This is a genomic window from Streptomyces sp. NPDC058751, from assembly GCF_042746485.1.
Taxonomy (GTDB): domain Bacteria; phylum Actinomycetota; class Actinomycetes; order Streptomycetales; family Streptomycetaceae; genus Streptomyces.
This window is the reverse complement of record NZ_JBHYPZ010000049.1, coordinates 26435-44906: the sequence shown is the minus strand read 5'-3', so window position 1 is coordinate 44906 and position 18472 is coordinate 26435. Positions and strand designations below refer to the sequence as shown.

Genomic DNA, 18472 nt, shown 5'->3' with positions numbered 1-18472 from the left:
AGACCTTGAGTACGGGCGCCTCAAGTCGCGCAGAACTGCTGACATCGCTGGTCAGGCGGAGTAAGGGTGCCTTCACCGGGAAATCCCGGGCAGCATCGACAGTCATGGCTCGCTGGGGCCGGTTCCGCTCGGTCTCGCATCCAAGGTGATGTGATCCGCCAGCTGAAGCTGGCGTCTCCAGCTGGGGAGCGATGTCGGTTCGATACCTGAGGGCGTCTGCCATGCGTCTTGTGAACTGGGCAGACGGCGGACTACTGTCCACGGGTGTCCAGCATCTCCGATCGCGTGAGAAGCCTGATCGACCAGTCAGGCTTAAGTCTCCTCGATTTCGCCAACCAGGCCGACCTCAACGCCGAGCAGTTCAGTGAGTGCCTCAGTGGCGCAAGCCCCTTCTCAACTCTTGACCTCGCGGTCATTGCCGATGAATTCCACGTCTCCATGGACTGGCTGCTCACCGGAGCCGAGCCTCCACTGGCCGTGGCAGCGAGAACAACCACTGGGAAGGCAGCCGAAGCGCTGGCAGCCGCCCGGGACTACGTTGCCCGGCGCGTCGACTTGGACAAGCTCGGCTATACGCAGCCCTGGATACCTGTTTCTCCGACAGTATCTTCCGGCAATAGCTACGCCGCGCAGGGAGAGGCGCTGGCGAAGTCAGCCCTGAGAGCAGTAGAGCACCGGAATCTGCTTGTGAACCAGGGTTGCCTGCCGGAACTGATCGAAGCGGTCTTTGGTGCCGATGTGGCTGTCGAGCCACTGGGGGACGGCTTTGACGGCCTCGCCGCCATAGGCCAAGGCACTAAGCTCATCCTCTTGAGCACGGCATCGAACCCGGCACGTCAGCGCTTCACTCTTGCGCACGAACTCGGACACCTCCTCGCCGACGACGATCAAGATGTACACCTTGATCGCGATATCTTTGACCGAGCCCAGAAGATCGATCCCAGCGAGCAGCGAGCCAACGCCTTCGCCTCCGCCTTCCTCTTGCCCGAGCAAATCCTGCGCGAAGCGGTCGCTGCAGTGAAGCTGACCCGGGAAAGCTTTGCTGCGTTGTGCTGCGACTTCATGGTCAGCCCTGCAACCCTGGCCTACAGGCTGCTCAAGCTGCGCGTGATCGACGCCGGCGGCTGCGACTACTACAAGCGCATGACCGTGCGCGAGGCCGCGGCCCTCGCCAACCGAGTGGAAGAGCTCGATCGGCAAGTCGCGGCCTCCGAGGAGAAACGACTACCCGGACTCCTTGTGCGCGACACACGCGCCGCCTATGAGGCTGGCAAAGCGACCTTGCGTCCATACGCTTCGCTACTCGGCGTCGATGTCGACGAGCTCAGAGACCAGTTTGCGTCCGGACAGGACAACGGCGGTGCCGCATGAGCGACTTCTTATTCCCAGACAACACTGTCCTGTGCAACTTCGCCGCCGTTGAACGCCTCGATCTGCTCCGCGCAGTCCTGGCCGGCCGCGGCAAGTGGACTGCGGCTGTGTCTCGGGAAGCCCACAAATCAGCCGAACAGCTGCCCGCTCTTCGCGACCTGAGACAGCAGGGCTGGCTCGGCGAAGCAATCCGCGTAACGGCTCCGGACGACCTTGCGAACGTCGGGCACCTCCGCACGGCGGTGTTCGGCGGACAAGCCAACCGGCATCTGCAGCACCTCGGCGAGGCCGAGACCTGCCACATCATCCAACGCTGGCCCCAGTTCTCCGGTGCCTGGTGGCTATCAGATGATAAATCCGCTCTGGAGTATGCGGCTGGGCAGGGCATCATGACAGCGGAGACGCTCGACATGATGCAGCTGGCCGTGAAAGCGGGATTCGTCACGGCAGATGACGGCTTCGCCTTGATGCAGAAGATGCGCCAGCTGAACCGCTACCCACGGCTTCCCCGGTCCGTGGCCGACCTCACCGTCCTCCCATGGTCAATCGCCGAACTTCTACCCGACCAGAGCGAGGACGAAGCCGCCGCGCACACTATGCATGAGGGAAATTTGTGAATCCCAGTCGATTTCACTGTCACTCGACAATATGACGGGAGTGGATTTTATCGGTGCTGGGTGGCGACCCGCTGGGAATATCAGGGCGGGTAAGCACAAGCCGCGCTCAAGGGGGCTTATCGAACAAACAGCGCGGGCCAATCTCATCGCAGCGTGAAGGCAATCTATGAGGTCAATCTCTCGGCGAGGGCAGCCCAGCACTTGAGTTTGTAGTCGATCTGACGCAAACAAGCATGCCGGATAGAGAGGACGGCGATGTCTTCCCAGCGGAGACTGACCGTGCACCGAAGCCCCCCGTACTGCCGCACATGCTGCGGCGCGACACTCGCGGCATCGAACGAAAGTCCGACTACGCGATTTGTAGCGGATGTCCAACAGCCCACCCAACTGTGACTGGGGATGCATCAGAATGGCTGATCAGCCGCCTACTTGGGCGGCGCTTGGGATAAGCAGCGGGGCACATGAAGAAGCGCAGTACAGATGTGTCAGATGCGAAGGAATGCCACACAAAAATGGTCGTGCCGCTCGCACCGGCGGGAAGTCGGCTCGCGCGCGCAGTGCCCGCTGCGGGTAAGAGTCACCAACCGGTTCCCGGTCGACTCCTGCCGGTCCGATGACTGAGCAGGTAGCCACCCCAGGAGGGGGCAGGACCGCCTTGGGGTTTATAGAGGGGCCAGGGTGGAGTCGTCCAGGACTGGACGTCGCCGCAGGCCGTTATCCGCTCTCCGTGGAGCGGCATGTGATGCGCATGGTCGATCATCTGGTGCCCGGGGTGACCGCGGTGACTCCGCATGCGCGCTACTACGCTCTGCACGGGCTGGTCGCGGCGCACGCCGACGCGAACGGGCTAACAGCCTCGGTCGCTCAGACCCTGCTGCGTCGTGCAGAAGTGGCTTTGGCCGCCGTGTCGTTCGCGCATCATCCGCAAGCCTTGGAGTGGCTGCCGCGCGCCCATGGAGTGGATGCCTTGGCTCGGCGGCTGCACACCGGGACGGTCGCCGTGGCCGAGGCCGAGGCACCCGGCAAGGATGGGTACGTACGCAACTCATGGGGATTCTGGGGACCGTATGCCGGATCCGAGATCTCGCTCGGCATCCTCGATCCCGGCCCCATGCCGACGCCTGGGCCGCGGCTCGACAAAACGGCTGTGCGTGACGGGCTGGGCGAACTGCTCGACCTGGCTGCCGAGGACACTCTGTATGTGGACGACCTGGTCTCTCTCGGCGACCGGCTGTGCGTGTGCGCCGGCGGCGACCGTCCAGACGGGGCGTGGGTGGCAAATCTGATGTGTGAGCATGGGGCATCAGCTGGTGCAGGCTCCCGCTCGACAACGCGTCGGCAGACGATTCAACTACTGGCCCGTGTGGTCGCCACACATCCTGTCGTCCGCTTTACCCGGGACGTCGGTCATGTCCTCGCCTTCGGTGACTTCCTGACCACCGATGCCGTGACCAGCGATATCGACACCGCTGCCGCCTGGCGCGGAGTGATGCTGCGGAACTACTCCGTCGGAGCATGGCGCCGCCTGTGGTCCTGGCTGGTGGAACAGATCGACGGACTGCTACCGATCGAGGAGCTGGCCGACCGCTTCGCCGAAGAGCTCCCCGACATGACGGTGGACGCGTTCCTGTCCTCCCTCCCAGCGACGCAGAGCACGACCGGAGCACCGTTGCCCGCCGAGCACGACCTACGGTGGGCGGGTGATCCCTTGCCCCTCGCCGAACTGCGAGTGCTCGCCACCAGTGCCCGTCGGGTGGACGAACTCACCGGTCGGGTTCGGGATGCGTTCCTGGGCCAGCGCGGTGTCGAGCTTGGCCCGGAATGGGTCCAGCGGCGGCTTGACGAGGCCCGGCCCATGAAATTGCGCGTTGTCGCTCGCCGACTCACCTATGACCTGGTGGCGCGGTCGCAGCGGATCGCGCTGGCCAAGGCCCGCCGACGCGCCAACGGCACACTGTGGCTTCCGACTCGGCTGCACGAACGCGGCGGACTTCTGTACCGGACGAGCCAGGAGGGGCGCGGTGACGTCGGGCTAAGGCTGGACCAGCTCGGAACCGTCCTCGCTACCTGCGGCGTACTGCACTTCCAGGACCAGCGCTGGTCAGTGACCAGTAGCAGGAGGGCTCTCGTTGACTGAAACCGCACCGGTATACGGAGTGGAGCCACCGACCACGTTCGCCTCGCCGCTAACCCTCATCCTCGACGAGGAGCGCATAAGTGGTCAGGGCCTGGAAGAAGCACTCTTCCTCAGCTTCACCGCCGATCTGGGCTTCTTCGAGGAGGTCGCCCTCGGCGTCACCCAGGCCACCGGCGCACGCGTCACCGTGGCAGGGGACGTCTCCATGGCCCGGAACGATCCCCGCTCCGTCCGGCGGGCCGGCCGCAGCTATCTCGCCGGTCTGGCCTACGCGCACGGTGCCGCGTTCCATCCCAAGCTGATGATTCTGGCCGGATCGGAACACGCCACCATCGCCCTTGGCTCCGGCAACACCACACTGGCGGGCTGGCAGGCTAACGCCGAGCTGTGGACAGTACTGCGGGTGAACAGCGGTCAGAGTCCCAGCGCGATCCCGGACCTGGCGGTATGGCTGCGCGACCTGCCGGAAAAGGTGAGGTTCTCTGCCGGTGTGCCACAGGCATTGAGGCGGGTCGCGGCGCTCCTGGACCGGCTCCACCGCGACAGGACACCCACAGCGCCGCAGGTCCGCGTCGTCAGCAGCCTGCACTCACCCATCATCGATCAGCTGCCGCACGGGCCCGTCGATGAACTGGCCGTATTTGCACCTTTCTACGACCAGCGCTCCATGGCACTGCGGCAGCTGCTCGAGCGCTTCCGTCCGAGCCGGTTCACCCTTGCATACCAGCCCAAACTCGGCGATCTCGACGGCCCGTCGGCCGCCGCCCTGGTGAAGAAATACGACGGACGCGTCATCAGCGACAACGACCAACGGTACCGCCACGGGAAACTCGTCGAGTGGGTCTCCGGCGGGCAGCGGTGGGCCCTGACCGGCAGCCCGAACCTTTCCGCCGCAGCTCTGCTGCTTTCCCAGGGCGGGGGCGGCAACTGCGAACTCGGCATCATCACTCCCATCGCCGCCACCCTCCTTCCTGGCGGCACCGAGGAGCCCGCTGCCCGGCTGAGCACGGCCGCGCCCCTCCCCCGCCCCACCGCCAGCAGTGGACCGCTGTTGCTCGGCGCCATGCGCGTATCAGATGGCCTGGAGATCAGCATGGCCCGGCCCCTCTCCGACACTGCTCATCTGGAGTTGTCTCAGGCGGCAGCACCGCCGGAAGCCTGGGAGCGCATCGCCGATGTCCCTGCCGGCCAGGCCGTTCGGACTGTGACGGCTCCGGCGGATGCTGGCAGTCGTGTGCGCCTTGTCGTCATCAGCAGCGACGGCGTGCCGAACTTCGGCAATATCGTGTTCGTCGTCGATCCTGACCGCGCGCTGCGCCGAATGACCCCGGCTCAGTCCCAAGCCCCCACGACACGGCCACCCGACCTGTTCACGGACCCCCGGCTCGCTGAACGGTTCCTGGGTGACCTGGAAACCCTCCGTACGGGACTGTCCTCTACCCCAGCGGGCGCATCCGCGAGCAAAAGCACTGGCGGTGCAGTCGCGATGGCCCCGCTGGACGGCGGCGAGGGCGGCTGGGAGCGGTATCTGGACGAGTGCGCCGGGCGCGTTGGACACCCGCTCACGCGCTTCGCACTGGGGCTCCCCCTACCCACCGACACTCCCTTTCAGGACCTGCTGCCCGTCTCCTGGGACGAACGGTTCACCGACGACATCGAAGCCGCCCTTGACGAGGACGACGCCGAGGCCGTGGCAGCAGAGCACGATCCCGTGGCAGCCGGTGCCGAAGCAGGCGCTGCTGCCCTGCCCGATCTCCGACAGGCCAACCAAGAAGTCCGCCGCAGATACCGCCGCTGGGTGGAACGCCTCGTCACCCTCGCTCCCCACCTGGATCCTCCGGAACGCATGCTCGTCGTCCGGCTGACTCTGTGGACCGTCGCGGCAGGCGCCTGGCCTCCGGCAAACACAGACTGGCTACCACTGCTCTCCCGCGCCATCCGGGTACTGGACCGGAACGATCTCCCCGAGCGGATCGAGCCCCAGGTCGGCAGCCTCGCCGCAGTCGCCCTCGCCGTGCTCCGAAGCCACGCCCCGCGCTACGAGATCACCCCTGAGACACTCGCCTTCAACGAAGCTTCCCAGGCAGTCGGCCACCTGCTTCCGGCGGTGGATTCCGTGTACGTCACGGAATACACGGCGCTGCTCGACACCGCCTTCGGCCCTGCCGTCGACGAGGCCGCCGTACTCGATGTCGCGTCGGATGTCGTCCAGGACGACCCCCTCGCCGACGCCGTATGGTCGCTCATCGAAAAGGGTCGCGACGTGCACCGCCACGGGCAGCTCCTGCTCCACGTCACTGGTCGCTTCAGCAACCAAGCGCTGGTGGCACTCGAAGCAGTCGGCGCTGCCGAAGACGCGCCCCTGGTCGGTGCCTGGGCCGACTCGGGCTCGGACTCCGGCGTGGAACCCTGGGCTCTGGTCGTCTGGCGTCGCCCCGACCTCATCGTGGTCGATGCCCGCCGGCCCACTCCCCTCTGGCGGCACTACCGGCTCACTGGCCTGGTCGGGCCCAGAGCTCTCGCCGCGCAGCGCAGCTTCGAATCCGCCGCCTCCGTACCCCACGGTCCTCACAACCAGCCCTTCGAACTGGCTCACCAAGTCCTTTCGGATCTCCGCCTGGCCGGGCCCCAACCACCGCAGTGTGGGCCGTAGCTTGGGAAAGTCTTTGCATGTCCGTCTCGGAAGATCCGTGTCACGAACACCCGATCACCGCGCACGTGGGTCAAGGTGCTCACGGCATCGGCAGCAACGCGCACGTCGGTGCCACGGCACCAGCCTCTTTAGATCCCGGCGTGCAGGTGGGCCGCCCAGAGGTAGGGGGACTTTGGATATTGATCACGGACCTTACGCACGGTGTGGTGCAGAGCACGAGCCGCTGCATCCGTGTCGAGGCCACCATGCTGGTCGGTGACCCCGCCGAGCTCAGCATAAAAATCGGCTGCCATATGCGAGGCCACCTCGTCGTTTATCTCCCAGAGGGTACCGATGACGTGGGAAAACCCCGCGAGCTGAAAGGCCGATGTGAGATGGATGGCCTCGTCGATCAGCTCCGCGGACTCCATGAACGCTGTTCGGCACGCTGACAGGTAGGCCAGCTGGGCCGAGTCCATCCTCATTTCTGCAAGGCTCGCCACCGTGAGCGGATCATGTTCGTGGTCGTGCAGAAGCAACAGACTCTGGGACGGGTCGTCGGGGTCGTGGGCACCGTGGCACGCGAAATGAACGATCCCGCAATCGGAGAGGGCCTTCAGGACTCGAGCTTTGGTCGGTCGTGACTCCGGCCCGGGGACGGCCATACCGTCTTCAGCCTTTGCATCTGGCTCCATAAGAAGCATCGGCTCAGGCAGCAGACCGCACAGCAGTGAGGCTTCTTCCGAGACGTGATCCAGGCGGCCTTGGACGCCCGGAGTTGTGGGCATGGCCACGATCAGTGATCGGCTCACAGTCAACGTGGAGGCGAGATGACGGCGCGCGTGGTGCAGTGCGCGGATAGTGGTGGTGTACGAGGAGACGACACGGTCCATGACTGTCGGCCGTTCCCTGTCACTCCGAGCCGCCCCGGGCGGCTCGGAGTGACAGCCGGCAGCGTGCAGGGGTAGCAGTGAGAGGAGCCCGCCAGGTGCCCACCAGACGCGGGGCCACGACTTTCCGGAAGAGGGCTCACCGGTGAAACCGAGGCTACGCAAAACCGGTTCGGCCGCCGCGTCCCACAACCACTCCAAGACAGCGCGAAGCGTCGATTGCGCCTCTTTTCGAGTGAGGGGCGATGTGCGCGGATCTGCAACGGTTTCCAAGGCCCTGTGGAAGGTCTGTATCTGGTCGATGACGAGGTCGTACGTGAGGTCGGGCAGGTTCAGGGATTCGATTCCATCGGACGTCAACAGCAGTGCGTCGCTGCGGTAATGGCTGACGTTGAAGCTCACCACTGGGCCGGAGGTGGCTTGTGCCAGGAGCTCACCGACAGCGGGGGGACGAGCAAAGCTGGCGAATCCGTCCTGCATTCGGATGCTGTTCAGCGTGGCTTGAAGCTGGTCGGCGCGGCTACGTCGTTGCTCCTCGGCATCGACCGCACGTACAGCGGCACTGGCTTGCCCCTCGGGCTCCGTGGGGGGAGTCATTTCCATCGGCCGGTCGAGTTCGTCCCGAAGTGCCTCGAAGCGATGGGCCAGGTCGGGATGGCACTCGCGAAGCTCAGCGAGGTCGCTCCGCATGTCCAGCGCCTGACTATGGAGGACGCCGCGGCCCACCTCGATCAACTGCAGTGCCCGCACTGCCCGATCGGCGGATGTGCCTTCATGAGAAGCAAGAGCCAGTGCTGCAGCGTCTCCGGCCAGCCCTGACCACTTGCCCATGGCGTGCTGCTGGTCACCACGGCTCAGCCGGCGGTCTGCCACTTCGGGCAGCAGGTGTACAGCACCGGCCAGGAGATCGGCTGCGAGATCAGGATCCGACCGTCCGGTCATTGAGGCCGCTGCCTGAGCGGCCCGAATCCGAATCGAGGGCCTGGCCCCGTCGGCTCGCGCGCCTTCCATATGGGCGGCCAAGGCGTGATCAAAGTCGTGTCGCGAGTGAGTCCGCTGATACCGGCGATGCAAGGTAGTCCCAAGCTGGAACAGGTAGTCGGAGCGCTCCGGATGTTCCGCGGGCGAGATGTCGAGCGCGGCCTGGCACGCAATCACCGCGTTATCCAGATCCGCTACAGACCCGGTCTTCTCGAACCTGACGGTCAGCACACCTCCCAGCATGGACAAGTATCTCGGGCGCTCAGGGTGATGGGACGGGACGGTGGCGGTCGCATCATGTCCCACAGCGACCGCGCCATCCAGGTCCTCAAAGCGTCCAGTGCGCTGAAAACGGGCGTGCAGAGCGGTGCACAGATTCGCGAGGAAACGCGGGCGGTCAGGGCTGCTTGCATCCACAATGCCGAGAACCTCGCGGTTCCTTCGGATCACCTCGTCGAGATCTTGAGGGTCCCCGTTCCGTTCATAACGCTGCAACAACACTGTGCCGAGATTGGACAGCATCGCCGCCAAGGCGGAGTGTTCACGGGGTGCAGTCTTCACAGCTCCGTGCGTGAACTCGATCGCGGCGTCGAGGTCCGACAACGCCCCGGTGTGCTTGAACCGAGTCCACAGCATCAGACCGACGTTGGACAGACGGGTCGGCCGGTCGACGTGACCGTCCGCGGTGGCCTGAGCGGAAGCGCGACTGACACTGATCGCCTCGTCCAGGTCGGCCATATGACCAGTACATTCGAAACTCTGCCAAAGAGAGATGGCCAGGTTGTTGAGGGCCGCGTTGAACTCGGTCTGGTGCGGGGCGATTTCCTGGGAAGCAGCGCGATTCATCTCGATCGCCGTATCGAGGTCAGATCTGTCGCCACCGAGGCGATATCGCGCCAAGAGAGCTCGCCCCAGGCCGGAGAGACGAAGCCCACGAGCCCGGTGTCCCTGCGGGAGCATCTCCAGAGATTCCCGGAACGCGGTGACAGATCGGTCCAAATAGGCTGTTTCGCCGGTACGCTGGAATCGCGTCAGTGCGATACCACCGAGCCCAGACAGGAATATGGAGCGCGCAGGATGTTCCTCGGGGGCTGCCTCGACTGCAGCCTGGCAGCACTCGATCGCGTTCTCCAGATCCGCTGGCACGCCGGTGCTTTCATACCGATCCCTCCAAGCGATCCCCAGATTGTGAAGAACTCCTGCCTTGTCGTGGCCCTCGGCACACATCTCTGACGCTTCCTGGAAGGCTTCGATCGCCGCATCCAAGTCTGACAGGATGCCTCTCTCCGTGAACCTGGTCTTCAGCGCGGTGCCCAGGTTGTTGAGTCCGCCAGCTCGGTCGGCAGAGAAGCCCGTGGAAGCTTGGACTGCCAATCGGCCGGTCTCGATCGCATCGTCCAGGTCCGCCGCCGTGCCTGTACGACTGAAGCGCTCCATCAACACACCTGACAAGTTGGACAGCATGACCGGTTGGTTCGGATGCCCTGTTGCCGTGCTTTCCACTGCGTCCAGGGCAGCGTCGATCGCCGCGTCCAGATCCGCTGCTTCGCCACCCTCGTCGAAGTGGGATTTCAAGATGACGGAAAGAGTAGACAGTGTTTCCGCGTACTCGCTTTCGCCACGAGGAATAGCGGTCGCGATACGCCGCAGGAGATCGGTCACTCTTGCACTCAGTGCCGGGCTCGGCGAAGAACTCATCCCTTGCTGGATCCTCCAGACGAAACCAAGCGCGCGCTGAGCCACATCTGGAAGGAGCTCGTCCGGCAGATCCTCCTCATCTGCGCCGAACACGAAGCAGGGTGTGAACTTCGCGACGGCTTCTTCCCTATCCCGCTGCCCAGCCCCTTCGGGAAGTGCCCGGTACCTGAAGGCGTGCAACCAGCCGAGGGCGTAATGACCTTCCAGGTCAGATTCGTCGTTTCGGAGTATTTCGGCAAGTTGGCGGGCCTCGACCAGTGCTTCCGGCTCCAGCACCACGCCAATATCCTGTTCGCGGGCCATCCGTTCGAGCCGTGACCCCACTACGGCAATCCGCTGCTCCAGTTCGTGTTCCCTTGCGAAGTCCTGCTCGCGCCCCTGCATGAACCGTCCTGTCACTTCCCGGTCTCCGATAGCTCTGATTGCTGCACTGTCCAGGTCTGCCGAGGCGAGCCGCTGAATTCGATGGAGCTCACGAAGCCGGTTCCGTTGCAGGCGCCGGGCTGCTCAGCCGTCGCATGACCGCATCTCCGAGCGGAGGGCCCATCGGCTGTTCCTCGATGCGCAGCTTGTCGGCCAGGTCCGTCAGGTGAAGGCGCACGGATGCCTCCAGCAGCGTGGCGTAGGTGTCCGAGGCAGTGCGGAGGCGACGTGCCGAAATAACCATCAGCATGGCGGTGAGTGGCATCGCGGGCCACCACCACCAGGCAAGTGGCAGATAGAGCAGGGCCCATCCACCAAGAACGGCAGCTCGCGTCAACGCGGCGCGGGCCTTGCCGATCTCATCGCGTATCTCTTCCGGCAGCACGAGCCAGAGGTGGGGCCAGAGGGTGAGGAGATTTACATGCGCATCTCGGTCCAGCCGGGCCGCGGTGGCGTGGATCCGGTCACCACTCCAGGTCGGCCGTTCAGGCCGTTCCACTGAGATACGTTCGCACTTGTGGGCCGCACGGTGACGTTCCCGGGGCCTGGGGCGGTCGATCGGTCGCGGAGCACGTTCCAGAAGCCGTAGGTCTTCATACTCCGCCCGTGCGGCGTCCCAGCGACGCTGTCGGCGTGCCACGTGACGCTCAGCCAAATCACTGAATAACCAAGGCCATGCGCCCCAGCCAGCAGCCAAGGTCACACGCTCAACAACAGAGCCGAGGGACTGGGCGGCCAGACCGGTGGCGGCGGCACCAGCCAGGATCGCAGCGAGCAGCACAACCTGGCCACCGACCGTGGTCGCCTGGGGAGCCCGGGCAGCGTCCGAGATCGCGTGGGTGAGCTGCCCCACGTCCAGCGCGGCGCTCTGCCCGAGGGTGTGTCCCGTTGCGGCGACTGCCAAGTAGAGCGTGCCTGGGAGTACGAGGAGGGTCAGCCACCGCTCGGCCAGCTTCTTACTGAGTTCGCTGAACAGCCCTCCCACTACGGGAGCCTCTCTCGGATCAGCGCCGTCTCAGCGGGGGCGAACTGGCAGCGAGGCTCGTCGTCCACTTCATGACCGGATCGACCGATGCACAGATGCAAGGGGCACCGGTACACGACATCCAAATCAGCAACACCAGCCGGCACCACGCTGCGGCCTGTTGCCCCATACACCCCCGACGGGTCGCCTGCACGTCGAACCGCTGCGTGCAAGGCGTCCAGAAGGACAGTGAGCGAAACGTAGTCCGCGGACGACCCGCCGACTGCGGCTTCGACAGCACGTAAGGCGGCGTCGTCCTCATCGAGCAGCGCGGCAAGTTCGTCCCGATGCCCACACACGTACGACAGTGCCTTGGCGATCCTCAGACCGCCTACTTCCACCTGGCTCACCATGCAGAAACTCCGCCCCCTGCGCCTTGTTGATCCACCAGGCCGTCATTCTTGCTCCAAATGTGCAGGTGCACGCGCGGGTTCCGCCAACTCCCTCGGGCAGAGCAGAGAGACGTCGAGGTCCTTGAAGGGACGGTTCAGCCGATCCTCGACGCGAGCGATGCGTAAGCAGCGGTACACCAGACCCCGCGCCACGCTGCCACCGACGGCGTACCACATCGCGCAAATTCGCCTTCGTAACGCGACGTGCTGAAGCAACTGTCACGCCACCACTTGGGAGAAATCTGGGAGAAGATCTCCTCTCAGAGCCCCCGCGACACCACCCGACCTCTGCACGGAACCGAAAGAGTGGCCATCAGCCCTGGGATCCCCCTGGGACTTTCCTGGGACTTTCGGCCGCGTCAACAGGCATGACCGTGAAACAGCCGAAAGACCATCTACGCAGGTCAGCGCCCCGCAACCACCCATCGCGGCAGGTCGCAGAGCCTTCCGGTCTCTTCCGGGACATCTGACCGCAATCGAACCACCCGACGGGGAGCGAACACCGTCGACAGTCACTCATCGTGTTCTCCGGACCAGTCGGCTCCGCTGCCCTGTCGCACGTCACGCCGGCCTTCCCCGGGGAGAATCTGGGGAGTATCCGCTCCGCCGGGGAGCGTGTGGGGAGGGGCGATCACACAAGACGGCACGGCCGTGAAAGGCGCCGAAAGACGGAAACTCGCAGGTCGGCGACGGGTTCCGGTGAATCGTCGCAGGTCCCCGGCCCTACCCCGACGACTTCACGACGTAGGTCCCCAGGTCGTCGGCCTCGACGACTCCGGGGACGGAGCCGCCCGCCGTCAGCGGGGTCACGTATCGAACAGCGGTCACGTCTCGGAGCACAGGTCACACTGTAGGACAGTCGGCCGTCCGGCTCATGGGCGTCATGTACCGGCCAGCGGGTTCGGCAGCGGCGTGTAGCGGGCGTCGGCGCCGTCCGCGTCCGTCCAGCGGAGCAGCAGGTTGGTCTTGCCCGGGAGGGTGGGCGAGGAGAGCAGGGCGGTGATCTCGGGGAGGCCGAGGTCCGCGCCGCAGCGGTGGAGTTCCCTTCGTACGGCGGGCCAGGGGTCCGTGCCGGGGAAGCGTTCGGCGAGGAGGCCGGCCAGCTCGGAGAGGTGGTTGACGACCAGGCAGTAGACGAGCCGTTCCCAGCCGGCCGCGCGGGTCACGCCCGGCAGCAGTTTCACGCCCTCCGCGTCGCGGAACAGCGCCTGGACGGGCGTGCCGTCCGCGTCCACGGCCACCAGCGTGTTCTGCAGATGGGCCTCGACGACGACTCCGTGGCGGGCGAACGCCTCCAGCACCGGGGGCACCGTCAGGCGGAGGTAGGCGTCCCACCAGTCGGCGGGGTCGGTGAGCCGGTCGAGCGGGCTGCCGTCGAAGCCCTCCACGAGGGCGGCGGCGAGCAGCGGGGTGGCGCCGGGGACGAGGTGGCCGCGCAGCCCGTCGCGGACCAGCACGGCCAGTTCCTCGAAGGCGAAGTCGGCGGTGCGCCAGCCACGGTCGCTCAGCCAGGCGGCGGTGCCGTCCTGCGCGGCGAACGCGGCGGCGGTGGCCGCGTCGGTGGCCCGCGCCTTCAGCAGGTCGTGCCGCCACAGCCGGCGGATGTCGTTGGTGATGCGGACGTCGAGGCTGAACTTGACGAACAGGTCGTCCTCGGGGGCGTAGAGGGTGCGGACCGCGGCTGTCGGCCACAGCGGGCGGCCGGTCGGTCCGAGGCGCAGGAGCCGGCCGTCCGCGAAGGCGTCCCGGATCGCGGGGACGGCGCCGGTCAGGGCCAGCTGCCAGGGGTGGGCGGGCAGCAGCCGGTAGCCGACGGGGGCCCGGCCCAGGGCGTCGAGGGCCCTCGTGTCGCCCTCCTCGACGACCGCGTCCTCCCGTACGGCGAGCAGTTCGAGCGGGAAGCGGGTGTGCGCCTCGGGCGCGTACGTCAGCCAGCCGGCGGCCGGGCCGCCGCCGCGCGTCTTGGGCGCCGGGTGGTGCGGGTGTCCCATGATCAGGGACTGCTCCGAGCGCACGTACGGGTCCTCGGGGGGCGTCGTGCGGGCGCGGGCGCGCAGGACGGCCGCGACCACGTCCCGGCTGTCGGTCATCTCCGCGGGCAGCCGGGTGTTGTCCACGCCGGTGGACAGGCGCAGTTCCGCGGCGGCGAGCGCGACCAGTTCCGCGTGGGTGAGCCGCCGCCAGGTCCCGTCGGTGCGCAGTTCGGGTGCGACGGGCCGTTGTGTCCCCCTCGTGCGCAGCGTGCTTCCGCTCGCGCGCAGCCGGTGGACGCCCGGACGTCCCGTGGGCTCCGCCAGTTCGCGCAGGAGACAATTGAGCAACGGCGCGGAGGCGTACGCGTCGGCGGCCTCGTCCGTGTCACCCGCGGTGAGCTGGGGGAACACGGTCGGCTTGAAGTCCACGCGATCCATCCGGTCCATTCGATTCATACGGTGCACTGGCCATCAGTATCTCCGCCGTGGCGGACGATCACGACACAGTCCCCGTGCCCAAGGAGCCCGCCCGTGCCCCGTCCCTCCACGCCCGACACCGAGGCCGCGTTCGCCGAGGAGCTGAGCGTCGTACGTCCCGGACTGTCGGCGCCGTACGCGCGGGCCCTGCCCGGTGCCCGGGCCGCCGTGCTGACCCGGCTGTGGCGGGCGCTGGCGTACGAGCCGCTGCCGTGGATCGTCCGCCGTGACACGGACCGTGAGGGCCTCACGCTCCGTCTGGCGGACGGCCGCCGGCTGCGCGGCCCCCTCCCGGACCCGTACGCCTGCACCGCCTACGTGACCGAAGTGCGGCTCGACGAGCGGGTGTACGAGCGTCCGGACGCGCTCGTCGGCGCCCTCGGCGTGCCGCACGGGGGTGCCTTCTCGGCCGAACTCGGGGACAGCGTGGCCTCCTTGGCGCTGTCACGGGCGAACCGGACGTCCGAGGAGGTTCCCGGGGAGTCCGAGGCGAGCTGGGCGTGGGAGCAGCGGATCGTCGACGGGCATCCGTACCACCCCAACTGCCGTGCGCGGATGGGGTTCTCGGTGGCCGAGCAGCTCGAGTACGGGCCGGAGCACCGGACGTCGGTGCGGCTGGGCCTGGTCGCGGTGGACGACGCGCTCGTCACGGGCGCGTGGCCGAAGTGGCTGTGGGACGGGGACCGGGTGCTGATCCCGGTGCATCCCTGGCAGGCCGCCCACGTGCTGGACGCGCCGGTCCAGGAGGGCTTCGCCGCCCGCCCGTTGATGTCCCTGCGCACCCTCGCCGTGCCGGACGGGCCGCATGTGAAGACGGCGCTGAGCGCCCGGCTGACCTCCTCGGTGCGGGACATCTCGGTGTACTCGGTGCGGACGGCGGACACGGTCTCGGCGTTCATGGAGGAGATGACGGCCCGCCTGGACGTGCCGCTGCACATCACCCGCACCCTCGGCGCGGCCACCGCCGGTTCCCCCGAACTCGCGGCGGTGGTGCGGGAGTCGCCGGACGGGTACGCGGGCGAGGGCGAGCGGTGTGTCCCCGTCGCCGCGCTCGCGCTGACGCGTCTGCCCGAGAAGCCCTCCTGGCTGGCCGAGTTCACCCGTCTCGTGCTCACGGCGGGGCTGCGGATGCTGGAGCTCGGGGTGGCCCTGGAGGCGCACGGCCAGAACCTGCTCGTGGTCCTCGACCGCGAAGGCTCCCCCGTCCGGCTCGTCTACCGGGACCTGGCCGACATCCGGGTGAGCCCGGCCAGGCTGGCCCGGCACGGCGTCCCGGCCCCGCGGCTGTCCGGGCGCATCGTGACGGACGACGAGACCACCCTGCGCCGCAAGCTCTTCGGTTCCCTCGTCGGCGGCGCCCTGGGCGCGACGGCGGGTTCGACGGCCGCCCTCCGCGAGGCGTTCGAGAGCGTCGCGGCGGATCTCCCGCGCACCGGGGACCTTCCCGCGCTCCTCGGTGAGCCGCTCCCCGTCAAAGCGCTGACGTCGATGCGGCTGTCCTCCGGGACCCCCGGTGACCTGTGGACGAGGCTCCCCAACCCGCTCGCCGGTCCCGGTTCGTCCTGACGCGGGTCACCTCTCGTTTTTACGAGCGGCACCTTCGGTCAATAGGATCCGCCGATGATCACAAGACAACGGCTGGCGGCAGGCGTCTGCGCCCTGCTCGTAGCCCTGGCCTCCGGGATCGCCTTCCCGGCCGGGGCGGTCGCCGACGAAACCACGGCGCTGGCGCCCAAGGTCGAACTGCTGCTGGACGTCAGCGGTTCGATGCGGGCCCGGGACATCGACGGCGAGTCGCGGATGTCCGCGGCGAAGCAGGCGTTCAACGAGGTGCTCGACGCGACGCCGCAGGAGGTGCAGCTCGGCATCCGCACCCTCGGCGCCAACTACCGGGGGGACGACCGCAAGACCGGCTGCAAGGACACGGCCCAGCTCTACCCGGTGGGGACGCTGGACCGCACCGAGGCCAAGACGGCCGTCGCGACCCTCAGCCCGACCGGCTGGACCCCGATAGGCCCGGCCCTGCTCAAGGCGGCCGAGGACCTCGACGGCGGTGAGGGCACCCGGCGCATCGTGCTGATCAGCGACGGCGAGGACACCTGCCAGCCGCTCGACCCGTGCCAGGTGGCCCGCGAGATCGCGGCCAAGGGCATCGGCCTGACCATCGACACCCTGGGTCTGGTCCCCAACATCAAGGTGAGCAGGCAGCTGAGCTGCATCGCCGAGGCCACGGGCGGCTCGTACACCTCGGTGGAGCACAAGGAGCAGCTCAGCGACCGCGTCAACCAGCTGGTGGACCGCGCCGCCGATCCGGTGGTGAAGCCGGTGGCCGTGGAGGGTGCCGACTCGTGCACCGGGGCACCCGCCGTCAAGTCGGGCATCTACACCGACCGCGAGGAGTTCGCCCAGCACCGCTGGTACCGCGTGGAGGTCGCGCCCGGCAAGGAGCTGCGCGCCTCGGTGAGCATCTCGGCGGACCGCAAGGTCAACCCCGACTACGGGGTGCTGCTGCGTGCCGTCACCGTGCGCGGCCGGGAGATCGTGCGCGGCGAGTCGGCCGGGAACGGCCGCACGGACGTCATATCGGCCGGTCTGCGCTACCCGAAGGCGGAGAGCGACGACGAGGACGCGCCCGCCGAGGTCGTGTGTCTCCAGGTGTCCAACTCCTTCTCGGCCGCGTCCGGCGTGAAGACCACGCCCGGACTGCCGCTGGAACTGACGGTCGACGTCGTCGACGGCCCGGACCAGGCGAGCGACGTGGCCTCCTTCGGCCTCGGCCGCGGCTGGTGGCTGCTCGGCGCCCTGGTGCTCACCGGCTTCCTCGCCGGTCTGCTGTGGGGCTGGATCTCCCGCTGGCGGTTCTCGGTCTGGAGGACCAACTGATGCGTATCCGACGTGTACTGAGCACAGCCGCCCTCCTCGCGGGGGCCGTCGCGGCGCCCGCTCTGCTCGGCGCGGCCGCCTCCCCGGCGTTCGCCGACTCCTCGCCGTCCGCGAGCCCCTCGGGTGACGACTCCGCGCCCACCGAGGCCGGTACGTCGTTCCGTACGGCGACCGAGGTCGAACAGGGCGAGCAGGCCACCGCCGGGGCCTCCACGGGTGACTACCTGTACTGGCAGTTCCCCGCGGACGCCGGGCAGCGGCCCACCGTGAAGGCGACGGTGAAGCTGCCCGAGGCGTCCAAGCGGTCCTCCTCCGAGACCTGGCAGATCGACGTGTACGACGGTCTGCGGCGCCGTCAGGCCTGCCAGTACGGGTCACAGACCCGGACGGCGGGCGCGGGCGCGTCCTCCGTGGAGCTGTCCTGCACCCTGCGCACCGTGCGCGCATGGTCGGAGACCTGGGCCAACGACCCGCTGCCGGGCACCTATTACGTCCGGCTCACCGCCACCCGTCTCGGCACGGCCGATCTGGGTCTGCCGATGAGCGCGGAGCTCCAGGTGGACTCGAAGGACATCGGCGGTTCCGCGGCGGTCGACGGCTCGCTGGCCGAGCCGTTGGTCCCGGGCATCGCCGTGACGTCGGAGACCTCCGACGACGCCTCCGACGAGGATTCCGACTCGAAGACGGCGACGCTGTCCTCGCTGCGGCCCGACACCTCCGGCTGGTGGTCCGACCGCTGGGTGTGGACCGGCATCGGCGGTGTCCTCGCGGCCCTCGCCGGCATCTGGGGCTACTCGCTGACGCGGGGCAGGGGACGCCCGTCCCGGATTCCGCCGGGCGCCTAATCCGCAGGCCGTGACCGGGGCCCGCGCCGCTCTCCGTCAGGGGGGGGGCGGGGGCGGTGTAGAAACCGGGGGGGGGGGATGTCAAGCCGGGGGGGCGGCCCCGGAGGTTTCGGGGGCCGGGGGGGGGTT

10 protein-coding genes are annotated in these 18472 nt (G+C 67.5%); 7 read left to right on the top strand and 3 right to left on the bottom strand.

What is annotated here, in order from left to right; all coding sequences use genetic code 11:
• Positions 1-264 precede the first annotated feature (264 nt).
• The 4 genes from ACFW6B_RS34260 (at position 265) to ACFW6B_RS34245 (ending at position 6778) form a co-directional block, all read left to right on the top strand.
• Complete coding sequence (locus ACFW6B_RS34260) at positions 265-1371, top strand: helix-turn-helix domain-containing protein (protein ID WP_386602408.1); 1107 nt, start codon at positions 265-267, stop codon at positions 1369-1371.
• On the top strand, positions 1368-1988 hold the full coding sequence (locus ACFW6B_RS34255) for a hypothetical protein (RefSeq protein WP_386602406.1): 621 nt from the start codon (positions 1368-1370) through the stop codon (positions 1986-1988). Before ACFW6B_RS34260 ends, ACFW6B_RS34255 begins: the two co-directional genes overlap by 4 nt.
• Positions 1989-2730: 742 nt before the next feature.
• Positions 2731-4125: a hypothetical protein gene (locus tag ACFW6B_RS34250; protein WP_386602404.1), complete on the top strand. Its 1395-nt coding sequence runs from the start codon at positions 2731-2733 to the stop codon at positions 4123-4125.
• Positions 4118-6778 carry a hypothetical protein gene (locus ACFW6B_RS34245; RefSeq protein ID WP_386602402.1) on the top strand — a complete coding sequence of 887 codons (2661 nt, stop codon included), beginning with the start codon at positions 4118-4120 and terminating at the stop codon, positions 6776-6778. Before ACFW6B_RS34250 ends, ACFW6B_RS34245 begins: the two co-directional genes overlap by 8 nt.
• A 128-nt stretch (positions 6779-6906) precedes the next feature.
• On the opposite strand, the gene ACFW6B_RS34240 is transcribed toward ACFW6B_RS34245, so the two are convergent.
• From ACFW6B_RS34240 to ACFW6B_RS34230, 3 genes are all read right to left on the bottom strand, one after another.
• Entirely contained in the window at positions 6907-10710 is a 3804-nt protein-coding gene (locus tag ACFW6B_RS34240) for a CHAT domain-containing protein (protein WP_386602400.1), read from the bottom strand.
• An 88-nt stretch (positions 10711-10798) separates the two neighbouring features.
• Positions 10799-11734, bottom strand: a complete 936-nt coding sequence (locus ACFW6B_RS34235) for a hypothetical protein (protein WP_386602398.1) — start codon at positions 11732-11734, stop codon at positions 10799-10801.
• A gap of 1312 nt (positions 11735-13046) precedes the next feature.
• Positions 13047-14576 carry an IucA/IucC family protein gene (locus tag ACFW6B_RS34230; protein WP_386602396.1) on the bottom strand — a complete coding sequence of 510 codons (1530 nt, stop codon included), beginning with the start codon at positions 14574-14576 and terminating at the stop codon, positions 13047-13049.
• Between the two features lie 93 nt (positions 14577-14669).
• On the opposite strand from ACFW6B_RS34230, the gene ACFW6B_RS34225 reads away from it, so the two are divergent.
• Genes ACFW6B_RS34225 through ACFW6B_RS34215 form a run of 3 tightly spaced genes read left to right on the top strand, consistent with a single transcriptional unit; the run spans position 14670 to position 18343 of the window.
• Positions 14670-16181 carry an IucA/IucC family protein gene (locus tag ACFW6B_RS34225; RefSeq protein WP_386602394.1) on the top strand — a complete coding sequence of 504 codons (1512 nt, stop codon included), beginning with the start codon at positions 14670-14672 and terminating at the stop codon, positions 16179-16181.
• A 54-nt stretch (positions 16182-16235) separates the two neighbouring features.
• A complete protein-coding gene (locus ACFW6B_RS34220) occupies positions 16236-17498 on the top strand; it encodes a VWA domain-containing protein (protein ID WP_386602392.1) in 1263 nt (420 codons plus the stop codon).
• Positions 17498-18343, top strand: coding sequence for a hypothetical protein (locus ACFW6B_RS34215; protein ID WP_386602390.1), 846 nt, complete (start codon positions 17498-17500; stop codon positions 18341-18343). Before ACFW6B_RS34220 ends, ACFW6B_RS34215 begins: the two co-directional genes overlap by 1 nt.
• Positions 18344-18472 lie beyond the last annotated feature (129 nt).